The following is a 19284-nucleotide window of genomic DNA, read 5'->3' as shown; positions in this document are numbered from 1 at the left end:
TATGCTCTTCCATTTACTGAACATCTTCAGAGAACAGCTCGAATCATTAGGCTTCTACGCCTATCAGGAGGTAACATTCCGCGGGCTGCTTGCAATGATAACCAGCTTCCTTGTAACATTCATCTTCGGCAAGCGGATCATCAAATGGCTGCTTTCGATGAAGATAAAGGACGTGCCGGATTTCAACACAAAGGCTCTCAATGAGTGCATGAAGAATAAACGCAACACGCCCACAATGGGCGGGATAATCATTCTGCTTTCAATCTTCGCCGGCACACTTCTCTGGGCAAGGCTGGATAATCCGTTTATCCGCAAGGCAATGTTCATTATGATCTGGTTCGGTCTGCTTGGCGGCGTGGACGACTGGCTCAAGCTCAAGCAGAAGGGCAAAACACGAGACGGACTGCTCACACACGAAAAAGCGATATTTCAGATAGCTGGAGCGCTTCTTGTATCGCTGTTTGTATATTTCGATCTGGAAAACATACCCGACGCGCCGATGCTCTGGCTGCCGTTCTACAAGCAGGGGATATACCTGCCGGTATGGCTTTTTGTGATATTGGCATTCTGCTATATAACCGCAACAAGCAATGCAGTGAACCTTACAGACGGAATGGACGGTCTCGCTGCGGGCTGCACGGCGGTGGTAGCCGCTTCGCTGGCGTTTTTGTGTTTTGTTGCGAGCGAGAAGATGGGCAGAGGCAGTGATATGTACTGGGCGAAGTACCTTCTGCTGCCGCATATACCGCAGGCCGGCGAGCTTTCGGTGTTTTTCGCCTCGATGTTCGGGGCGATTCTCGGCTTCCTCTGGTACAATTGCAGTCCTGCGATGGTGTTTATGGGCGATACAGGATCGCTCCCGCTCGGGGCAGCTATCGGATACGGTGCGCTGGTAACTCGAAATGAAGTTTTGCTTCTGATAATCGGCGGCGTCTTTATGATGGAGCTTTTCAGCGTTATGCTTCAGGTGGGATACTTTAAATACACAAAACACAAGTTCGGCAAGGGAAGGCGGATATTCGAATGCGCTCCCCTGCACCACCACTTCAACCTCAAGGGCTGGAAAGAAGAGCAGGTGGTTGTTCGGTTTTGGCTTATCGGCATAATCTGCGCCGCTATCGCTATGCTTACGCTGAAAATCAGATAATCCGCCCTGCCGATTGAATTAAAACGGCCGTCTTTCAGCCAGCTTTATCTTTCGCTGAAAATGTGTTTGAACAGGCTTGCGCAGCAGGGGCCGGAATGGGAGTTTTGCGGAGAAATCACTTGTAACAGAAGGCGGGGGTAATAGAATGTTTTCCCTAAACTCGGTTATAAAAGAAGCAGAAAATGTTTATACCTATAAAAACAGATGTAAGGATAACAAAGCCGCCGCTTATGAACTATTTCCTCATAGCGGTTTGCATTGCAGTGTTTCTGGCCACATACTCCCCTGTGGAGGTGAAGTACGGGTATAAAACGTTTGTTGAACCGCTGAAGCCCTGGGCAGACACATTCGTGCTTCATTCAGATCAGCCTAAGGTATGGCAGTTTATAACCTATGCTTTTCTGCATTCAAATATAGTTCATATAGCAGGAAATATGTTTTTCCTTTTTCTATTCGGGAACAAGATAAACGACCGGCTCGGACATATAGGCTATCTTTGCTTTTTTATCTCCGGAGCGATATTCGCAGCACTGGGCTATTCATACCTGCATGAGACCGCCATGCTCGGAGCGTCCGGAGCTGTAGCAGCGGTTACAGGCGCATACCTGATCCTGTACCCGCGGAGCAACATTACGCTGATGGGTTGGCTGGTTTTCTTTTACACCTTCCCAATACCAGCATTCTGGTTTATCATTGTGAAAATGGTTCTGATTGACAATGTAATACCGGCCAATTATGTTAATTCGAAAGTTGCCTATGATGCGCATCTTTCCGGATACGCCTTCGGAGTAGTGATCACAGGCTTAATGCTTATCACCAGACTGCTCAAGAGCGAAGGTATAGATTTTCATTATATGATAAAGCGGTGGAAAAGGGGCAGAGCCCTGAAAAACTCCGTTCAGTATCAAATGCAGGCGTCTAAAGGTATGCCCGCAGCAGAGCAGGTAAGCGGTAACACCGCTGGAGATAAAAGCGGGCTTAATGAAAAAGAACAGCAGATTTGCAAACTTGTCGCTGTTGGCAAAATAAAGGACGCAGCAGATCAGTACGTAAGCCTTATGAACAGAGAGAATACCGTGCTGCCGGAAAGAGAGCAGCTTGATATAGCAAACAATCTGATGGGCAGGGGCAAAGCGGAACAGGCCGAAAAGGCGTATAAGATTTTCAAAGCGAACTACCCAAGCTACGAATACATCGAACATATTGAACTTATGCTCGGCCTTCTATACTCCAGATACCTCAATGAACCTGAAAATGCTGCCAAACAATTAGAAAAGGCATATAAAAAGCTCACCGAACCGGAGCAGAAAAAGATGTGCGGCAATGAACTCAAAAAGATTAAAAAGAAGCTTTAGCCCCGAAGGCATAAAATGGAAAAGATAGACAGCTTAATAGAAAAGATAAAAACTCAAACCCCTCAGGAAAATGATCTTGCCGAACTTCTGGCAGTGGAAGATAAAACTGAAATGCAGAAGATCTTCAGAGCTGCTGATGAGGTGAGGCGGGAGTATTGCGGGGACGGAATCCTCGTGCGGGGCATAATCGAATACACAAACTACTGCCGAAACACTTGCCTGTACTGCGGGCTGAACAAAAACAACCACTCTATACAGCGGTACCGGCTTGATAAAAACGAGATACTCGAATCGGCAGAGATTATTCACAAATGCGGCGTAAAAACCGTTGTCCTTCAGGGCGGTGAAGACCCTGATATAAGCCCGGACTTTATAGCTGATATCGTAAGCGAAATAAAGAAAAGATTCGGGGCTGCCGTAACACTTTCCTCAGGAGAATGGGAGAGAGAGGTTTACAAACTCTGGAAGGACGCCGGCGCAGACAGGTATCTATTGAAGATTGAAACATCAGACAAAAAGCTTTATGAAAAGTATCATCCTGATATGAGCTATGAACAAAGGATCCGATGCCTTGAGGATTTGATAGACCTCGGCTATCAGGCCGGCAGCGGAACTCTTGTGGGGCTGAAAGGACAAACCCCTCAAATACTCGCAAGAGACATCATATTCTTCAATAAATACGGGTTTGATATGCTCGGAATGGGGCTCTTCATACCGCATAAACAAACTGAGCTTGGGGAAGAGAAAATCGGCAGCCTTGATATGACGATGAAAATGCTCGCCCTTACGCGAATCGTTACAAAAAACACACACCTGCCCGCAACCACGGCTACCGCAAGTTTCTCAGACCGCGACCACAGGCTCGATGCCCTCAGGTCTGGGGCTAATGTGATAATGCCGAACTTCACCCCGGGAAACGTAAAGAAGCTCTATGAGATATATCCGGGCAAAAAATGCGTTACAGAGGCTGGGGTGGATCCCGTGGACACTGTAAGGCAGCTCGCAGATGAAACGGGAAGGCTTGTGGATCTATCACACGGGCATACATTGAAATGGGAGTATCAGCAATGAAGGTTTTTAAGGTTGATGAAAGCTTCCAGTCTAAAGCGAAAAGCATTCTCACTATAGGCAATTTCGACGGCATCCACAGAGGCCACAGACACATAATAAATAAATGCCTTGAGGCGGCAAAAGAATTAGGAACAGAGAAGATTACAGCTGTAACATTTGAGCCGCACCCTGTTTACCTTCTCAAGCCCGAGAAGGCCCCTAAGATAATCACGCCTCTTGAGATGAAGGTGAACCTGCTGGAAAAGGCAGGGGTTGATGAGCTTGCCGTGATTACAGACAGCACAAAGCTTTTGAATATGCCGCCGGAGGAATTTGCTAAGGACTTTCTTGCCGGCAGATTCAATCCGGCAGCGATAGTGGAAGGCTGCGACTTCCGCTTCGGATACTCAAGGAGCGGCGATATAGAAACACTGAAAAAACTCGGCGAAGTCCACGGCTTCAAGGCCTGCTGCGAAGAGCTTGCCGAGCTTGAATTCTCGGTAGGCAGGCGAAGGGTATCAAGCTCACTGATAAGAGATTTTCTCGAGAATGGGTTTGTTGAAGATGCAGCCTCTGCTCTATGGCGCCCTTATCGCCTTATTGGAGAGGTTGTGTGCGGGCGAGGAATCGGAAGACAGATCGGCTTCCCTACAGCTAACATAAACCCAAAGATCCAAATCCGCCCCTCAGACGGGGTTTACGCAGGGTTTGTGCAGATTGGAGAAAGCCGCGAGGAGGTATGCCGGATAGACAAGCAGAAGCTTGAACCCGCAGTTTACAGCATTGGGCGGGCAAGGACTTTTGAAGACGGCAACCCAACGCTCACCGAAGCACATCTGCTCAGAGAAAGCAAAACGCTTGAAAAAGGACTTGTAGGCAGATGGATGGCTATGGACTTTATCGCAAAGCTGCGAGAGCAGAGGGTTTTCCCGGATAAGGACAAACTCTCAGAGCAGATAAGCTTAGACTGCCGTCAGGCAGAATCGATCCTCACCGAAAAGAAAATGAGCCTATACAATGATTGAGCTGAAAAATATTACAGCAAAAAACGCCGACACCTTGATCCTCGATAACGTAAGCTTCACTTTCGAGAAGGGAAGGCGTTATGTAATCTCGGGGGCATCCGGCTCGGGGAAAACATCTCTTCTTATGGCAATTGCAGGCATTCTCCCAGCCTTTGATGGAGAGATTTTCTTTGAAGGGGAAAAGATTGATCATTTCTCGGTAGGCAAATTGAGAAGGAAGATCGGATTTGTATCTCAGGAGCCGGAGCTCGGAAACACTACAGCTCTCGAAGCGGTGCTTAAGCCGTTTGACTTCAAGGCAAACAAAGATAAAAAGCCCCCGCAGGAGAAAGTGGAGCAGCTTGCTGAGAAACTGGCGCTGGACAAATCGATCCTCCTGAAGAAAAATAAACTCATTTCAGGCGGAGAGAAGCAAAGAATTGCACTAATAAGGGCGATCCTTCTTGAGAAAGACGTTCTTCTGCTGGACGAGCCCACCTCAGCCTTAGACCCCGAAAGCAAGGAAAGGCTGCTGAGTCTTTTGGACGAGAATGAATATACCGTTCTTTCAGTAAGCCACGATCCGGACTGGATCGGCTTCTGCGATGAAAAGCTCACAATGAAAGAAGGGAGGCTGGCCTGATATGAACGGCGGAGCGATAGAGATCGGAATCTGGAAGCTCATTTTTATGTATGCCCTGCTTATTCCATCGCTTGCGATAATAGTCCGCTATAAGCTCGGGCTCACCAAAAGGGTGGTTATTGCGATATTGCGTATGACCGGCCAGCTTCTTCTCGTTGGGATTTTTTTGAAGTATATATTCCTGTTCAATAATTTCCTGCTCAATACGGCATGGCTTATGGTGATGCTCCTTGCGGCCAATCTGAGCGTTACATCAAACGCCGGCCTGCGGAAAAAATACTTCTTCCTGCCCGTGCTTGCGGGGATAGCGATTTCCACGATTACAGTAGCCTCGTTTCTGATTGTGCTTGTGGTAAGGCCGGAGCCTTTCTACGATGCGAGGTATTTCATCCCGCTTACCGGTATGATACTGGGGAACTCTATGCGGGGGAATGTGCTCGTGCTTGAGCGGTTCTACACAAAAATGGAAGAGAGCAGAAAGCTCTATTCGAGTTATCTCTTGATGGGAGCAACGCGAAACGAGGCGATGAAACCGTTTATGGCCGAGGCTCTCAGGGCATCGCTGATACCAACGGTTACGGTGATTGCTACGGTGGGGATTGTATCGCTTCCTGGGGTTATGACAGGCCAGATCCTCGGAGGTTCAATGCCGATGACTGCGATTAAGTATCAGATTGCTATAATGATTGCGATATTCATTACTATGACCTTCACCGGCTATCTGAACCTGAAACTGACCACCCTTACAACGTTTGACAAGTTCGATAACCTCAAGCCGGACGTATTGAAAGAGCCTGATAAATGAGATTTGTACTTATTGAGCATAAATGCCCGTACACTAATGACCATTTCGATCTTATGCTCGAAAGGAAGGACCATCTCGAGACGTACCGCTTAGAAGAGCTCGGCGATTTAGGCCAGAGAGCCAGAACGATCGCTAAAATCAAAGACCACGACAAGAAATTCCTCACCTACGAAGGGCCTGTAAATAAGGGCAAGGGCTATGCAGCCAGAGCGGACGAGGGAGAATGCACCCCGCTCAGCAACGAAAATTTCAGGTTTGAGGGCAGGATATTAAGCGGGATTTTCCGCATAAGCCCCGCTGAGGACGAAAACTACCTGCTTGAACCGGTCTCAAAAGCCTAAATTGCTTACGTCCTGATTGTTTACTGTGTCTATATCCACGTTTACAATCTTCCACTGCCCGCCCTGCTTTTCCAGATTGGCCTTTCCTTCCACAATCACCACACCTGCATAAGAAGAATATTCGCTTTGCGGATCGAATTTGCAGAAGGCGGCAGCCGATACGCTGCCCTTGGATTTTCCGTGCGTGATCTCAACACCCCGCAGATCCAAATCTCGCAAGAAAGGGCTCTTGAAAAATCTTTCAAACACCGATATAAGGCCGTTATACGTTCCGTTTCTGGGGTCTCTGTAATCTTTGGATACAACTGATTTGAGCAGCTCTATATCACGGGTTACAACAGCCTCCTTCGTATCGCTGATTACAGAGCTTATAGCCTCTCTGTCTGTCTCGACGGAAAGATCAACAATGAAAGCGGAGGCAAAGATAACAACGGGAATCAGAAGCTGATGCCAAGCCTTTTTCTCAGGCATAAACATCCTGAACAGCGATACCGCCACAAAGACAGCTGCCGAAACAATTATCAGAATCCAAGGTGATTCATACATAATAAAAACTCCTTAATCTAATTCTCCTGAAGCTCGGGAGTGATGCCGAAATCCTTCAGCATCTCGCTGGTGAGCTCCATCGGCAGTCCCACGACATTCGTAAAGCTGCCTTCAATCTTCTCGATATATTCCTCGGTATGCGGATCTTGCACGCCGTAGCCTCCTGCTCTACCCTGCCATCTACCGGTGCTGATATGGTGGGCTATCTGCTCGGTGGTAAGCCTTGCCGGATGGATTTTTGTAACGGCTGTTTGAACGCTTTGCTCCCCTTTCGCCTTCAGCACAAGCGCAACAGAAGTGATAACATAATGCGGACTGCTGAAAAGCGTTTTGATAATTCGCTCCGCATCTTTTTCATCTTGGGGCTTTTCGAAAATCTCGCCGCCCAGCTCTACGATGCAGTCTGAACCGAGAACGGGGATGCTCGGATAATCCTCCGCCACCACCTTTGCTTTGGCCTCTGCGAGCTTTTCTGTGTAGCCCGTGGGGCTCAGGCCTGCGCGTTTGAAGCTCTCTTCATCCACACCTGAAGGCACAATATCAAATATATATCCAGCCTGCTCAAGCAGTTCTTTACGCCTCGGCGAGGCGGATGCGAGTATAAATTTATTCCCGCTCATAGTTTTACCCATTTGAACCGAATAGTATTAACATCACGCCGGCAACAACGCCAATCAGGGCGTATGCCTTTTTGCCTTTATTCACTTCCTTAAATATAATCGCTCCAATCGTAAACACAAACAAAACACTTGCCCTTCTAAGAGCAGCAAGGATCGTCAGCAGAGAGCCTTCAATGCTCAGCGAGGTGAAGTAGGCGAAGTCTGCAAGGATAAGAAACACCCCAATCAGCACTATGCTTATGCTCCAGCGGAAAGGCGTAGTCTGTTTGCGCGATGGATACCAGAGGAATATATTCAGCAGGCCGAAAATCAGCACCATATAGAACGTGAACCAGAGCTGAACGGCTATCGGAGAATATCCCGCACGGGAGATAAGGTATTTATCGTAAAGCCCGCTGCAAATACCGAGCCCCATTGCTATTAGAGTGAAAATAATCCAGCGGTTTTTCTCGAAATGTATCCCCTCCAGCCTGCCCAGAACAGAGAAGCAGTAGAAAGAAACGATGATTATTATCACCCCAGAAAGCTGAATCAGGTTTGGCGATTCTCCAAATATCAGCACAGCCCCTATCAGCACCCAGAAAGGCGAGGTGGCCCTTATGGGGGCAACGATGGATATCGGCAGGTGCTTGAGGGCGTAGTATCCGAAAACCCAGCTGCCGGCCACGATGAAACTCTTTGCTGATATGATAAGATGGCTCTTGATGCTCAGGGGAGCGATATAGAGGATGGTATCATCCAGAAGGCTTGGAGCAGCTCTCGAGACAAACAGAAACGGCAGAACGACAATAAGCCCTGAGAGGGTGGAGAGAAACAGCACCGGCAGAACGGCATTATCCTGCAGCGAGTGCTTTTTGCTCAGATCGTATAGGCCGAGAAAAAGCGAGCTTAATATTCCAAGCGTTATCCACATAAATTCTTTTCCGAAAAACACTAAAAAAGCCTGCTATGCTCAAGCACAACAGGCTGCGGTAGTCTATTATTTTACTCTTTTCTTAGAATGAGTAAACCACTTCCGCCCTCAAAAAGAGAGATTCATTTTGCCAAGCCTCATCGTAGTAATTGCCCGGGATGAAATATTCAGCGTTGAGCCGAGTTGAGAACTGTTTTGAGATTCTGTGCCTCAAAACGCTCGTTAGGAGCTGGCCGCGGAATACATCGCTGTCTCCGCCATATTGAGCCCCCTGCCTGTCCTGAGCAGCCCAGAGCAGATGGAATGCGTTTGTCCATTTAGTTTTCTCGGCAGGGTCGAATTTGTGGGTAAGCCCAACCCTGTGCAGGTTGGTATGGTCTGCAAGCGAGCCTTCGAGAGCCTGAGTGTAAACGTACATCTCAGAATATCTCGGCCATTCGCCCCAGAGCGGGTCGAAGCCCTCGTTGTCGTCTGTGGAAGGATTATCGCCTGAGAGATACTCATATTCGAGCGTGAGCATATTGTTCATCTCGTCGTTGAACGAGTAGCAGAGGCTGTTCAGCGTTCCGAATGCCTCAAGGTCTTGGGGGGCTGAGCTGGAATCAATCGCCTTCTCGCCTGTCTGAACAGCGGCTTCAAGGCGGTAGCTCATATTATCATTGATCCCGCCGTTAAACGCACCGCCGAAGGTATAGATCTCTGATTCCCTGCTCCAGTCCGGATTATACCTTGGGGCAATTTCCGCCACATCGTCTTCCTTGAGCATAAAGTATGCTTCCCAGCTGAAGGCCTCCTGCGATTTGTCTGTATAGTACATAATTACGCCCTGCTCATCGTTCTGAGTGAGCCGGCGGTCTGCCTGCTCGCTGAAGGGCTCGAGCGTTTTTGATGCCCTTGCGTAGTTCTGAGTGTAAACGAGGTCCAGCGTTCTGCCCTCATCCATATCCACTGTGAATCTGGCGGCATCAAAGAAAATCGTTCTTGAACCGTCAAGAGGTGTGCCGTCTAAAACGAGCCATTTGCTCAGTATGATATCCTGACGACCTAAAACCGCTGTAACGGGCATATCAAGGAAATTATCCAGCTTTACGTTCAAGCGGTCTATAATGGCCTCATCAAAATCAACGGAATTGTCTTTGTATTCAGGATCGTCGAAGCACCACAGCTCCTGAACCATCCTGAAATCCACGCCAATCTCATCGGTAAACTGGTGTTTTGCTCCGAGGCGGGCACGGATCCTGTCGTAATTCTGATGCCCGTCTTTAGCGGCATTGTTTAGATACCACTCTTCGCCGTAAACCCTGCGGTATCGGAAATCGCCGTAGAGCTCCATACCTTCTACAGGATTTTTGAGCGTTTCAAGAAGTGAATTTTCTGCGCTTGCCGGAAATTTCGGGAGAAATGCGCACAGCACAAGAATTAAAACTAACCTTTTCATAACTTTCCTCTCAATTGCAATTAAAATAACTAACAGTTTGCATGATCAACTAAAATAGAAAAAACGCTAAAATTCTTTTTCCACATCCTTCTCTTTGTCTGCCCATTTAACATCTTCGATGTCAACCTTTTCGCTGCCCTTGTTCCAGTTTAAGAGCCCGTAAACCACACACAGAACGGCACTGGCAATGCACAGGATGTAACCTGTAAATACGAAGCCGCTTTCAATACCCATATACATAACAAAAACCTTTCAATAAAGAGTAATGCGTAACTGCATAGAGAAACATTTTAATCGATTAAATTTGATTGTGAAGAAAAATCAAGACAAATCGAAAAAAATATTAAATTTTTTCGCAAAGATTTCAGATATAATCCACTGATTACACGGATTGCACAGATTTTTTGTGGCCTGTGGCGAGCAGCAAGTGGGGCGCGGGTTTAAATATCTCGTTTTGTGAAATCGCTGCGTAATACTAATGACAATCAGAGCCGCACGTGGAGTCCGCCGGAGGCGGAGAACACGCGGATAGATTCGGCTTTAAAAAGCTTTGCAAAAAATATTGTCGCACACCTCTGATTGACGTTTAAAATTTTATATTGTATCAGGTTATTTTAGTGATAAAATTTCAGTATGGTATATGAGCATATATATTGGCCTGCAGGCTTTCTAATAACCTTCTCAACTTATGGAACTCGATTGCATGGCAGGAGCAATGGAAGTGTTGACAGAAAGCATAATAAGTTCGGACAACCTTATCTGCCGGAGAATGAGTTTCGAGTGAATACTATAAGAAAAAATATGCAGCAAAGAAAGGTTACCCTTAATCCCTGCCAGAGAGATATTGCTCTGAAGTCTATTGTCGATATATGCGCTGAGAGGGAATGGAATCTAATGGCGGCTCATGTTCGCTCTGAACATCTGCATATTGTAGTTTCGGGTAAGCAGAAACCGGAAAGAATGATGACAGAGATAAAATCAAAAGCCACAAGATTACTCCGCAAGTCTTACCCTGAGATGCAAAATCTTAAAATATGGACAAGGCACGGCAGCACTAAATATATATGGAAAACTGAACACATATACGACGCTATCAAGTATGTTTTGTATGAACAGGGTGTTCCAATGTCTGTGTATCATAATAAAAGCTTGCGGTGATTCGAATATTTAAACCAAGCAGCGTGTTGCCTGCAGGGGTAAACCAATCAAAGAGCCCAAGGCTGCTTGAAAACTCTGCGCAAAAAACTTATGCCTACTGCTCTTATTTCTATTTTATGATATCCACTTATTCCGTCCCGCCTGCGGCGGGCCTACATGCGTGGCTCGGTTTAAATATTAGTATCGTGAAGTCGCTGCGTAATACTAACGACAATCAGAGCCGCACGTGGAGTCCGCCTGCGGCGGGCCTACATGCGTGGCTCGGTTTAAATATTTCGTATCGTGAAGTCGCTGCGTAGTACTAATGACAATCAGAGCCGCACGTGGAGTCCGCCGAAGGCAGAGAGCCTGTCCGCCGGAGGCGGAGAACACGCGGATAGATTCGTGGCTCGTAGCAAAATCATTAGTGAAAAATCAGTGTGAATCAGCGGCTGAAAAATTCCTCTCCGCCTTTTCCTTATTTAATATTTATCCTGTGAATCCTTGCCCCGAAGCCAAAGCGGTTTGGGGCTGTAAATCCCGTCAAAAAAACATCTCCCCTCTGTGCAATCTGTGTAATCTGTGGATTATATATTTCCTCTGCGTCCTTTTGTCCACTTATTCCGTCCCGCCTGCGGCGGACTACATGCGTGGCTCGGTTTAAATATTAGTATCGTGAAGTCGCTGCGTAATACTAATGACAATCAGAGCCGCACGTGGAGTCCGCCGAAGGCGGAGAGCCTGTCCGCCCGAGGCGGAAAACACGCGGATAGATTCGTGGCAAGTGGCAGAGCTGCAAGTCCGCCTGCGGCGGATTGCTCGTGGCAAAATCAGGACTTGACAGGCCTGTTGGCGAAATCATCAGCGACCATCACGGACTTCCACAGACACGCACTTATTTCCCCAGTGTTTGTTCGTATCTGCGATTGTTTGTCCGTGTGTTGCTTTTCCCGCAGTGAGAGGGCGAGGAGGGGGCAGCAGTTTTGCAGTGAAAATGAAAGCCGTGCAAGGAAGCAGTTTCGATCAAAAAAAAAACGGGGCGTTTTTTCAAACGCCCCGAGTCTAATTAAAGTTTGGGTCTAACGCTCAAAGTTAATTAAGCGCTGCGGCGGCGTACGAATAGGCCGCCAAGACCGAGAAGTGCCATTGTCATTGGCTCTGGGATATACTCGTAGGTTACCTTTGCAAAGGCTTGAGCATTCGGGCTTGAGCCCTCGAAGTGCCCGTTTTCGCCGTCAAAAGTAGCTCCTGTGAGCATACTTGGGGTGAAACTCAGAGTAAACTCTTCGCCAGTACCTTCATACTGACCCCAAACAGCATCAGCTATTTCCTGAATAACGAATTTCTCAATATCACCAGGTACCCACTCTGCATAGTCATCACCCGTTGTTACGTTGAACTCGCCTACGGGATCCCCGGAAGTGGGGTCGAGCTCGAAGGCCTGAGTTTCATTAACGCTGATATCAGCGCCGGTGATAGCCTGAAAGCTGCTGTCCACAGTGGATACAGTTGAATTGAAGGTTACAGTATTGATAACTTTTCCTGTGCCCGTTTGAGCCTCAGTAGAATCGTTATCAAGCTGAACTTCTGCGCCGAGTGTCTTGGTTCTAACCTCAAGAGTAACGCCGGTGAGCGTACCAAGAGAGGTGTCGAACTTATCAAGATTCAGATCAACCTGAGTTTCATCCGGGAGAGCCGTCCATGTGGTTTCGTTAGACACGCTCAAGGCCATTGCCATCGAGCATACGCTAACTACTGCCAGGACCATTAATACTTTTTTCATTTTTTAACTCCCGCTAAAAATTAACATTTTCGTCTTACCCCAACACGCCTGTCTGACCTGCCTGACCGCTGATAGCTGCCTGTGCGGATGGGCCTGTCAACTCCCAAATGTTCTGAAACGAACACCGAAACCATCGGTTAAGCGAAGCGGCCAACAAGACCGCCCCGCTTCGTTTCAATGTTGAGGTCTAAACGCTCAAAGTTAATTAAGCGCTGCGACGGCGTACGAAGAGGCCGCCAAGACCGAGAAGGGCCATTGTCATTGGCTCTGGAACGATTGTGATAGATTCACCAGCAAGAGATTGCTTGCCAGCAGACTGAGTACTATAATTAGCAGTCATTCCAAATGCAGGTATGTCTTCTAGCGTAATAGTATCACCTACAGCACCAGTATAGTTAAAGCTGAGAAGCTCACCTGATGTGTATACACCTGCGCCTACATTTGCTGTTGCGCCACCAAAGTCATAGTCGCCATAAGACGAGAGATCTATGATTGGTTGAGTCGTTGTAAAAGTAGCGTTCCAAACACCTGAGTCAATTGAGCCAGCTGGATTAGATAAAGCCATGTTACCTACACCAACTGCATTTACTTGATCATCAGTCATCATAGAAACACTGAAAGAACCATCGCCATTATCAGTTACATCCCAACTGACAGCAGCAGAAGCGAACTGCGCCACAGCCAGAACCAATACTAAAGTAAGTATCTTTTTCATTTGAAAACTCCTATAAATTTAAGTTAAAAGTTAAACGCTCAAACCGAGGTTAGTAATCGCAAGAGATTGACCAGAACGGAGCTGAACCATTGTTGTTAATGTAGTTTACCGTAGCTGTTATGTCTTCAGCGTTGATGAAACCATTCCCATCAACATCGTAGGCACCGTTAGACTCGTCAACAGCAATTGACCAGAACGGAGCAGAACCGTTGTTGTTGATGTAATTAACAAGCGCTGTTATATCTTCAGCATTTACAAAGTTGTTGCCGTCAAGATCATAAGCAGCACACTCTGGAGGCTCGGTTCCGCCGTCAGTGATATCGAAGGTGATAGGGAGGTTAGTGTCCATAGCACCATCATAATCAACAACGCCGCCGCGAAGAGCGTTCTCGCCGATAGTAACAGATGCAGCAGCACCTGTAGTTACCACGATATCGCCGCTTGTAGAAGGTACGTCTGTTTCGTCGTCTTCAAGACCGCCGGCGCTGATGCAGAAAGCAGCGCTTGGCAAAGAAGCCGTTCCGGCAGCATCCTGAGCAGCGATCGGGCCGCCTTCGCCGTAAACATAGCTTTCGCCCTCTTCATTGGCGTAGTCCATGAAAACATCGAAGAATGAAGGGATAGCAACGTCTGTTACGTCCACATCTGAATCAACATCCAGAGCGAACCCTACTACTGCAGCATCCGCTGAGTAGCTTACTGTTGCAGTTCCGTCGCCATTGTCGGTAGCAGTAAACGTTACTGAACCGGCCATAGCTACAGCTGCAACTGCGAGCAGTGCAAAGAAACAATTTTTCATTTGAAAAACCTTTCCATAAAATTAGTAATTCTTTTTTCCGGGGCACCGTGCCCCACTACGAAAAATAAAGTTTTAGATTTGAAACCGAAAACCCCAGCCCGATTCCCTGTTAGGCAGCTAAGCAGGGGCTCATGGCCGGATAATCAATTTCATCATTTTCCCTGCAATACGCTTGCAGAGAGAATACTACAGGATTTAATTTAGCAAATCGATGGGCGGGTTTCAAGTTTAAAAACGGCTAAATCAGCAAAAAGCTGAGATTTTTTAATTTTTACCGCTTCCGCAAGTAATTTTACTTGTTAAGTCGTAATTGATCCACAGATTACACGGAGATTTTTTTATGCGATATTTATTAGCCGCTAATCCCCGCTAATTTTTCACTAATGATTTTGCCACGAGCAATCCGCCGCAGGCGGACTTGCAGCTCTGTCACTCGCCACAAATCTATCCGCTTGTTCCGCTCCGCCTCCGGCGGACCTCCACGCACGGCTCTGATTGTCGTTAGTAATACGCAGCAACTTAACAAAACGAGATATTTAAACCGAGCCACGCATGTAGGCCCGCCGCAGGCGGGACGGAATAAGTGGACAGCAGTACGCAGAGAAAGATATATATTAACCACGGAGTGACTGTGTTAAAAGTCAAGTATTTAAATAGATTTTTCTTGGGGCTCTGCCCCAAACCCCGCCTCTCCTCTTAACAATTTATTTTGCCAAAAGGTTTCGTTTTGCAGCATTGTATTCATGATACACACAAGTTTTCTCATCGTTGCGGTAAGGGCAACCTTCTTGGGTTTTCCCTTTTCAACAAGTCTTTCATAGAAACATTTCAATGCCGGATTGAACCTTACGATTGTTAAAGCCGGCATAAAAAGTTTATCCCTGACACCTTTTCTGCCGCCTCCCGTAGCTCTTTTGCCCCTCATTTTACCGCTGTCTCTATTGATTGGAGCAACCCCTACAAGCATGGCGATCTGCCTGCGATTAAGCGTTCCCAGCTCGGGCATAGCTGCAACAAGCATTGATGCAGTTTTCTCGCCTACACCCGGTATGCTGGTAAGTATTTCAGTTTTCTTCTTTAACCTTGGCACCTTTTCAATCAGCTCTGAGATAGTCTTGTCGAGGTCATTAATTTGCCTTTCAAGAAAATCAATTGTTGATTTAATACTGTTCAAAGTTGTCTTCTCAAACGCCTTATCTAATCTGTTTTTCTCTGCTGTACGCATCTTAACGAGCTGCTCTCTTCGAACTGTAAGTTCTTTTATTTCACGTCTTTGCTCGTCAATTTGAGAATTCTGCCTTGGTTTAACGGCTTCTGCAAATAGAGATATTTTTCTGGCACAAATCTTATCTGTTTTGGCTAAGATACCTAAAGATTTTGCAAACTCTTTAACCCTGCCTGGATTCACAATTGAAACAGGTAAGCCTTTGGCCATAAGCACAGAAGCCATCTTAAACTCATAGCCGCCAGTTGCCTCCATAACAACAAGTTCTGGTTCTTGTTTTTGGCAGTATTCAGCCAACTTATCAATGTCTGAAGCATCACTACTGTAAGAAGTGTACTCTTTAGTAGTTTTACAATAAACATCAAAACGATCTTTTGAAACATCAATGCCAATAATGTTTTTCATAATTTATCCTTTCTTGCAATTCGGGCTCATTATATAATGTCCCATGCGACTGTTCGGATTTTAACGAAGATAGCAGCGGCGGATCACACTCCGTACGGGCTTATATATCCCAAAGCACAAATCGAACTCACCGCTGCTGTTTCTTGGTGCGGCAGCTGCCGCACCAAGAAACCCGAACCATAGAACTTAAGCTTATTATAGCATCAAATACACAGCCATCCCATAGGTCCATAGATTTATCGTTGAGGGCTTGTTTATTGTATTAAAACGCCCTTTTCCTGAAGGATTTCAATCACCCCAGTTTGCATTTTTTTGGCTATTGTTCAATTGTCAGTTTTTTGCTCAATACTGCCCACTCTTTTTTCACCTCTTTCTTTGCGTAAAATCTTGCTACATATTAAAACCTGGCAAATAAGCCTGCTGAGGGCTTGCAACCATACGCGGTGAACCACGTGCTGACCCACAGGCAGCCATAACGCTAAAAACATCCAGCCGGCTGAATAATACACCCCTCAGCAAAGTAAACAATCGACTGAATGTTCCTTTCCATTTGCCGAGGAAACCTATATACCGTATTAAAATATAAGCAAGCATTGCCGTCCATACTTGCCATAGAATCGCTTCTTGGCTATGCCCTAGGAAATCGCTTAGCTGCAAAGTCTGCTTTATTTGCTTGAAAAACACCTCTATGCCCCATCGGCATTTATATAGGCCGCAGATACTGCTCGGCGCCCACTGAGTATTGTTAGTGATAAATTTCATAAGCTTTTTCTCGCCGTTAACTTCCACATAAGCCTTAACCAAACGGAGCTGCTTCGGGTAGGCCTCATAGCTTTTCGGCATTTCAAGTTCAATTAATGCATCGTATTGGATATCACCTTTTGGTTCTGTATTCTGTTTAACAAAACGATATTTCATATTGTCTTTGGCTCTGGTAACCCAGAATAATTCTCGCCTGTCAAGATCAGCCAGATGCTTAAAATCCACGTAAGCCTTGTCAAAAACCGCTATTTCGCCGCTTTTAAGGTTCTGACAGAGCTGATAAGCCTCTGTCGAATCATGGGTTGAGGCTTCTTTTACAATAGCAAATTGAGGCAGGAATGTCTGGAGATTAAGCTGCATGTGGCACTTTGCAGCGGCTTTGCGTCTGCGATGTTTAGCCCAGTCAATACAGTTGGCTACAAGCTGAATCGTTGTTGAATCAACCGCATATATTGCTCTCTTAAAACGCCTTGGAAGGCCGGAGTATTTATGACCTCTGCCAAAATTAGGATGCTGGGCTTGGATATGGGACAGCACCTCCCAGAAGAGAGTCTCTGCCATACGAGGATCTCGAACCCTGTTTGCATGAGAAAGCCCATTCCTGCTTGGTGGGGTTGCACGGCGAATAGGAATCAAAGCTCCGGAATGATTACGCAATGTGTCGGCAACGTCGTTCAGCGAGAGGCTGTGAGCAATCTGGACATGAAGCATAGATACAATGTGAGACCAGCAAGAAAATGTTCGTGATTGCTTGTCAATACCGTAAAGCCGGGATAATTTTGAAACAAGATAAGCAGGAATATATTGGCATATCTGCTTGAGAACTGTATATTGATGCTTAGCGGGTGTCATGAGTTACTCCTAATTTTTGGTTAGTTTGTTGAAATTAGTGTAACTCATACCCCGCTATTTTCAAAGAAACATCTTATATTTTGTTCTTCTATGGGATGGCTGTGATTTTTATAACAAAATGACAACTTTTTTGTTTTTTGCTATTCTATGCAGTCAATTTGCTTTGACAGCCGGCGAGGCTTTCATATAAATATATGTTCACCCGAATTTCAATGTCCCCGTGGCTCAATTGGATAGAGCGTTGGCCTCCGGAGCCAAAGGTTGCAGGTTCGAATCCTGCCGGGGACGGTTCGCTTTCATCCTCTCTCAACGGCTGCAAAAAGCCGTTTCGGCTTTTCTGAATATTCGCTGCATTCGCTTTTTACCGTTCGCACTGTGCCGCCGAAAGACGTTTTCGGGCGGAGAAACTGCGTGGAAATCTGCGGAATGCGCATCGGCTCAAGGAATTACTGATTTGAACCTGTATAAGGCTTGCTTGCGGACGATTTAATAAAAAATAATTTACGGTTAAAATCATAGCAGCAGTATGTTATAATAACCCTGCATTGTAAAGAAGGGCTTCTAAGCCTTTGCTTTTAAAATGAAATGTCTTTGATTTGCCAAGTATCTATTTTTCGAAGGGGGAGTAATTTATGAAATTACCTTCTATATATTCGGGTTTGTTCTTTAGAACGAACCGTTCATTCGTCCTTTTTTCGGCGGCATTGATTTGCTTATTGCCGTTTGCGGCCGTCTTTGATAAGTCCGTTTCAAATCTCCGTGCCGCAGAAAGCAATCCCGGCAGCGAGGCTTCCCCCCAAGGCGGCCAGCCCTCAGAAAAGCCCGCCGGCCCCACCTTGAAAATGAGCTACAGCAATAAACCGATAGATAACCCGATAGCCTCTTTTATGTATTTTGTCCCGCTGATATCGCCTACGCCTGTTGATAATATATCCAGCGCCGGCAATGAGCAGCAGGTGGATATAATCTCGCGTGAGATAAAGAAAAATTCGAATTCTTTTCATGTTACCAGCGGATTTGAAATTTCAGGCAGCGGCTTTCATATGAACACATTTGAACCTTCCGAGATGATAGCAGAGAATTCAGACGGGCTCAAAAAAGGCAAAAACCTCGAAAAAATCTTGGATTATATCAAGCTTGAAGGAAATGGTTTTGGCACTATTGAGGCTAAGGGGAGAATAACCGGCACTGGCCCTGCTGTTACTGAGGTAAATTTGAGGTTCAATAACAGGGGGAAGAAGAGCCCCGTAACAATTGGTCTTTATGATGTTGTACCTGAGGGCGGCAAATACAAATATCAAAACCGCAAAAATGAGATAGTTGCCAGAGTTAATACGCTCAGTTTTGAGAAAACTGACAAGACCCCCAAAATGGGCATAACAATAGCATCTGTCTCTGAGAAAAACAAATCTGCCGGCCTGTTCGGTTGGATTAAGGGAGCGATAGCAAATCTCTTCATAAAGCCCTTGAAGATAACAAAGCTTGGCAACAATACGATGCTCGATTTTGGAGAAACTTTGCTTCACAAAGAGCCCGCCTTCACTTTCCCAAAGGCTGAGAATATTATGGAGCGTAAAGAAATAGATGCCTCGAAGCAATAAAATCCAGTGGCGGAGGTTCCGCTGCAGACTGTATTCAGGAATTGCCATCTCTCTAAAGGGCAAACTAAAGGTTCCATTTTTTAAGGTGTTTTGCGTGCATCCAATAGCTATATTTTCAAAAAGATTGTGCCGAAAAGGTTAGA

General features: G+C 46.3%; 19 protein-coding genes and 1 tRNA gene. 10 read left to right on the top strand and 10 right to left on the bottom strand.

The window, feature by feature from the left end:
* Position 1: 1 nt before the first annotated feature.
* The 7 genes from mraY to STSP1_RS08705 all read left to right on the top strand — a co-directional run bounded on the left by mraY (position 2) and on the right by STSP1_RS08705 (position 6345).
* A complete protein-coding gene (gene mraY, locus STSP1_RS08735) occupies positions 2-1147 on the top strand; it encodes a phospho-N-acetylmuramoyl-pentapeptide-transferase (protein ID WP_085755975.1) in 1146 nt (381 codons plus the stop codon).
* A gap of 182 nt (positions 1148-1329) precedes the next feature.
* Positions 1330-2502, top strand: a complete 1173-nt coding sequence (locus tag STSP1_RS08730) for a rhomboid family intramembrane serine protease (protein ID WP_085755974.1) — start codon at positions 1330-1332, stop codon at positions 2500-2502.
* A 15-nt stretch (positions 2503-2517) separates the two neighbouring features.
* Positions 2518-3573: a [FeFe] hydrogenase H-cluster radical SAM maturase HydE gene (gene hydE, locus STSP1_RS08725; protein WP_085755973.1), complete on the top strand. Its 1056-nt coding sequence runs from the start codon at positions 2518-2520 to the stop codon at positions 3571-3573.
* Positions 3570-4577, top strand: a complete 1008-nt coding sequence (gene ribF, locus STSP1_RS08720; protein WP_161491688.1) for a riboflavin biosynthesis protein RibF — start codon at positions 3570-3572, stop codon at positions 4575-4577. Before hydE ends, ribF begins: the two co-directional genes overlap by 4 nt.
* Positions 4570-5199 carry an ABC transporter ATP-binding protein gene (locus tag STSP1_RS08715; protein WP_085755971.1) on the top strand — a complete coding sequence of 210 codons (630 nt, stop codon included), beginning with the start codon at positions 4570-4572 and terminating at the stop codon, positions 5197-5199. The genes ribF and STSP1_RS08715 overlap by 8 nt, the downstream gene beginning before the upstream one ends.
* A 1-nt stretch (position 5200) precedes the next feature.
* Positions 5201-6004, top strand: coding sequence for an ABC transporter permease (locus STSP1_RS08710; RefSeq protein ID WP_085755970.1), 804 nt, complete (start codon positions 5201-5203; stop codon positions 6002-6004).
* Positions 6001-6345 (top strand): hypothetical protein, encoded by a 345-nt coding sequence (locus STSP1_RS08705; RefSeq protein ID WP_085755969.1) that lies wholly within the window; start codon positions 6001-6003, stop codon positions 6343-6345. Before STSP1_RS08710 ends, STSP1_RS08705 begins: the two co-directional genes overlap by 4 nt.
* Here the strand turns inward: STSP1_RS08705 and STSP1_RS08700 are convergent.
* The 5 genes from STSP1_RS08700 to STSP1_RS12590 form a co-directional block, all read right to left on the bottom strand.
* Positions 6334-6891: a hypothetical protein gene (locus tag STSP1_RS08700; protein ID WP_085755968.1), complete on the bottom strand. Its 558-nt coding sequence runs from the start codon at positions 6889-6891 to the stop codon at positions 6334-6336. The two genes, STSP1_RS08705 and STSP1_RS08700, sit on opposite strands and share 12 nt — an antisense overlap.
* 17 nt (positions 6892-6908) lie before the next feature.
* The gene (locus tag STSP1_RS08695) at positions 6909-7511 is read right to left on the bottom strand and encodes a Maf family protein (RefSeq protein ID WP_161491687.1); all 603 of its coding nucleotides are present in this window, start codon (positions 7509-7511) and stop codon (positions 6909-6911) included.
* A 4-nt stretch (positions 7512-7515) separates the two neighbouring features.
* The gene (locus STSP1_RS08690) at positions 7516-8424 is read right to left on the bottom strand and encodes a DMT family transporter (RefSeq protein ID WP_123807024.1); all 909 of its coding nucleotides are present in this window, start codon (positions 8422-8424) and stop codon (positions 7516-7518) included.
* Positions 8425-8506: 82 nt separating this feature from the next.
* Positions 8507-9862, bottom strand: coding sequence for an alginate export family protein (locus STSP1_RS08685; protein WP_085755965.1), 1356 nt, complete (start codon positions 9860-9862; stop codon positions 8507-8509).
* Positions 9863-9928: 66 nt separating this feature from the next.
* Positions 9929-10102, bottom strand: coding sequence for a symporter small accessory protein (locus STSP1_RS12590; RefSeq protein WP_162841539.1), 174 nt, complete (start codon positions 10100-10102; stop codon positions 9929-9931).
* Between the two features lie 459 nt (positions 10103-10561).
* Between STSP1_RS12590 and STSP1_RS08680 the strand changes: the two genes are divergently transcribed.
* Positions 10562-11020: a transposase gene (locus tag STSP1_RS08680; RefSeq protein WP_161491686.1), complete on the top strand. Its 459-nt coding sequence runs from the start codon at positions 10562-10564 to the stop codon at positions 11018-11020.
* A gap of 1075 nt (positions 11021-12095) precedes the next feature.
* Here STSP1_RS08680 and STSP1_RS08675 read toward each other — a convergent pair.
* From STSP1_RS08675 to STSP1_RS08655, 5 genes are all read right to left on the bottom strand, one after another.
* Complete coding sequence (locus STSP1_RS08675) at positions 12096-12782, bottom strand: choice-of-anchor E domain-containing protein (RefSeq protein ID WP_085755963.1); 687 nt, start codon at positions 12780-12782, stop codon at positions 12096-12098.
* A gap of 205 nt (positions 12783-12987) precedes the next feature.
* Positions 12988-13497 carry a PEP-CTERM sorting domain-containing protein gene (locus STSP1_RS08670; protein ID WP_085755962.1) on the bottom strand — a complete coding sequence of 170 codons (510 nt, stop codon included), beginning with the start codon at positions 13495-13497 and terminating at the stop codon, positions 12988-12990.
* 49 nt (positions 13498-13546) lie between these two features.
* Positions 13547-14296, bottom strand: coding sequence for a dockerin type I domain-containing protein (locus STSP1_RS08665; protein ID WP_085755961.1), 750 nt, complete (start codon positions 14294-14296; stop codon positions 13547-13549).
* A gap of 649 nt (positions 14297-14945) precedes the next feature.
* Entirely contained in the window at positions 14946-15926 is a 981-nt protein-coding gene (locus STSP1_RS08660; protein ID WP_085755790.1) for an IS110 family RNA-guided transposase, read from the bottom strand.
* 390 nt (positions 15927-16316) lie between these two features.
* Entirely contained in the window at positions 16317-17540 is a 1224-nt protein-coding gene (locus STSP1_RS08655; RefSeq protein WP_085754865.1) for an IS4 family transposase, read from the bottom strand.
* Between the two features lie 214 nt (positions 17541-17754).
* On the opposite strand from STSP1_RS08655, the gene STSP1_RS08650 reads away from it, so the two are divergent.
* Both STSP1_RS08650 and STSP1_RS08640 read left to right on the top strand, forming a co-directional pair.
* Positions 17755-17828, top strand: a tRNA-Arg gene (locus STSP1_RS08650).
* 416 nt (positions 17829-18244) lie between these two features.
* The gene (locus tag STSP1_RS08640; protein WP_123806959.1) at positions 18245-19141 is read left to right on the top strand and encodes a hypothetical protein; all 897 of its coding nucleotides are present in this window, start codon (positions 18245-18247) and stop codon (positions 19139-19141) included.
* Positions 19142-19284: the final 143 nt, after the last annotated feature.

The organism is Sedimentisphaera salicampi (genome assembly GCF_002117005.1).
Taxonomy (GTDB): Bacteria; Planctomycetota; Phycisphaerae; order Sedimentisphaerales; family Sedimentisphaeraceae; genus Sedimentisphaera; species Sedimentisphaera salicampi.
Note: the sequence above shows the minus strand (reverse complement) of the source record. Positions and strands in the feature narration are given on the sequence as shown.

Bases quoted from the DNA above. Each gene is read 5' to 3' on its own strand.
- mraY (WP_085755975.1), top strand. From the start codon at position 2: ATGCTCTTCCATTTACTGAACATCTTCAGAGAACAGCTCGAATCATTA.
- STSP1_RS08730 (WP_085755974.1), top strand. From the start codon at position 1,330: ATGTTTATACCTATAAAAACAGATGTAAGGATAACAAAGCCGCCGCTT.
- hydE (WP_085755973.1), top strand. From the start codon at position 2,518: ATGGAAAAGATAGACAGCTTAATAGAAAAGATAAAAACTCAAACCCCT.
- ribF (WP_161491688.1), top strand. From the start codon at position 3,570: ATGAAGGTTTTTAAGGTTGATGAAAGCTTCCAGTCTAAAGCGAAAAGC.
- STSP1_RS08715 (WP_085755971.1), top strand. From the start codon at position 4,570: ATGATTGAGCTGAAAAATATTACAGCAAAAAACGCCGACACCTTGATC.
- STSP1_RS08710 (WP_085755970.1), top strand. From the start codon at position 5,201: ATGAACGGCGGAGCGATAGAGATCGGAATCTGGAAGCTCATTTTTATG.
- STSP1_RS08705 (WP_085755969.1), top strand. From the start codon at position 6,001: ATGAGATTTGTACTTATTGAGCATAAATGCCCGTACACTAATGACCAT.
- STSP1_RS08700 (WP_085755968.1), bottom strand. From the start codon at position 6,891: ATGTATGAATCACCTTGGATTCTGATAATTGTTTCGGCAGCTGTCTTT.
- STSP1_RS08695 (WP_161491687.1), bottom strand. From the start codon at position 7,511: ATGAGCGGGAATAAATTTATACTCGCATCCGCCTCGCCGAGGCGTAAA.
- STSP1_RS08690 (WP_123807024.1), bottom strand. From the start codon at position 8,424: ATGTGGATAACGCTTGGAATATTAAGCTCGCTTTTTCTCGGCCTATAC.
- STSP1_RS08685 (WP_085755965.1), bottom strand. From the start codon at position 9,862: ATGAAAAGGTTAGTTTTAATTCTTGTGCTGTGCGCATTTCTCCCGAAA.
- STSP1_RS12590 (WP_162841539.1), bottom strand. From the start codon at position 10,102: ATGTATATGGGTATTGAAAGCGGCTTCGTATTTACAGGTTACATCCTG.
- STSP1_RS08675 (WP_085755963.1), bottom strand. From the start codon at position 12,782: ATGAAAAAAGTATTAATGGTCCTGGCAGTAGTTAGCGTATGCTCGATG.
- STSP1_RS08670 (WP_085755962.1), bottom strand. From the start codon at position 13,497: ATGAAAAAGATACTTACTTTAGTATTGGTTCTGGCTGTGGCGCAGTTC.
- STSP1_RS08665 (WP_085755961.1), bottom strand. From the start codon at position 14,296: ATGAAAAATTGTTTCTTTGCACTGCTCGCAGTTGCAGCTGTAGCTATG.
- STSP1_RS08660 (WP_085755790.1), bottom strand. From the start codon at position 15,926: ATGAAAAACATTATTGGCATTGATGTTTCAAAAGATCGTTTTGATGTT.
- STSP1_RS08655 (WP_085754865.1), bottom strand. From the start codon at position 17,540: ATGACACCCGCTAAGCATCAATATACAGTTCTCAAGCAGATATGCCAA.